At 72.1% G+C, this 1,429-nt stretch carries 1 protein-coding gene and 1 pseudogene; both read right to left on the minus strand.

What is annotated here, in order from left to right; all coding sequences use genetic code 11:
• On the minus strand, positions 1-1,007 hold a 1,007-nt coding region (locus tag ACFV4P_RS35915), incomplete at its 3' end, for a condensation domain-containing protein (RefSeq protein ID WP_380477686.1).
• Between the two features lie 68 nt (positions 1,008-1,075).
• Positions 1,076-1,429 (minus strand): annotated as a pseudogene (locus ACFV4P_RS35920) (MFS transporter); the annotation flags it as partial.

Consider the following 1,429-nt stretch of genomic DNA (forward strand, 5'->3'; position numbering starts at 1 on the left):
CCGCAGGTGGTGCGGGTGCGCAGCACGACGTCGCGGAAGGAGGAGCACCCGGAGAGGTCGGTGCGCAGCGGCAGGAAGTTGATGAAGGACCCCACGGTGTCCTCGAACCGGGAGTTGTTGCGGCCCCCGGAGAAGGTCGGCACGGTGATGTCCAGCTCACCCGTCCTGCGGTGCAGCAGCACCTGGTAGGCGGCGAACATGGTCATGAACGGGGAGCACTTGGCCGCCCGCGAGAACTCCACGACGGAGTCGGCCAGCTCCCCGCGCACGGCGAACCGCTGCCACGCGGTGCCCTTGGGCAGCCCCGCCGAGCGCGGCATGTCCGTCTCGAGCCCGATGATCCGCGCCCCCTGGAGGCGCTTGCGCCAGAACTCCTTCGAAACCGCGACCCGCGGCGCCTCCGCCGCCTCGCGCTCCCAACGGGCGAACTCCGCGTGCTGGGTCGGCTCGGGCAGCGCGGGAACCGGGTTCCCGCGCCTGGCGGCGTACAGGTGGAGCAGGTCGCGGGCGATGACGTGCATGGCCCAGGCGTCCGCCGCGGTGTGGTGGGCTATGAGGACCAGCACCGAGTCCTTCTGGTCGAAGCGCCCGAGGACGGCGCGCAGCAGGGGCAGTTCCCGCACGCTCAGACCGGTCGACTCGACCTCGTTGAGCAGTTCCTCACCGCGCCGCACCCGCTCCGACTCGTCGACGCCGCCGAGGTCGCGCACCTCCAGCGAGGCGGGCCCCGCGGGCAGGACCTCCGGACGGTGCGTGCCGCCCTCGCGGACCAGCGAGGTGCGCAGGGCCTCGTGGCGCACGACGACGTCGCCCAGCGCCTCGCGCAGCGTCTCCTCGTCGATCCCGCCGGTCAGCCGCCAGGCTCCGACGATGTGGTACATGGGGCCGAACGGGCCCACGTCGGCGCCGTCGTTCCCGCTGTCGAACATGCACAGGAACTCCTGGTGGAAGGAGAGCGGCGGCGCCGTACCGTCCTGGGACCGGTCGGTGGTGTCGGACGTCGTCATGGTGTCAACCTCTCATCGGGAACGTCGCCGGCGCTCGGTGCCGGACGGGGTGACGGAACAGCGGACGGTCACCCGACGGGGCGGGCGACGGCGGGTTCGGGCACCGGGTCGCCGCCCGGGGCCGGCTGGGCACGGAAGAGCCGTCGCTCCCACAGGGTGGCCGGCCAGACGAGCAGGACCGCGGCCATTACGGCGGCGATGAACCAGCCCGAGGCGCCCCGGTCGTCGGAGTAGGCGGCCAGCAGCGGCCCCGCTCCGCCGAGGAGCGCGGTGGTCGAGGCGTGCGGCAGGCCGATGCCCAGGCCGCGTATCTGCGGAGGGAAGATCCTGGAGAGCATCTTGGGCAGCACCATGGTGACACAGCCGAGGAAGATCACTCCGGTGCTGTAGGTGAACGCCAGGCTCGCGAAGGAGTCCTGGAC

Source organism: Kitasatospora sp. NPDC059795 (assembly GCF_042732175.1).
Lineage (GTDB): Bacteria > Actinomycetota > Actinomycetes > Streptomycetales > Streptomycetaceae > Kitasatospora.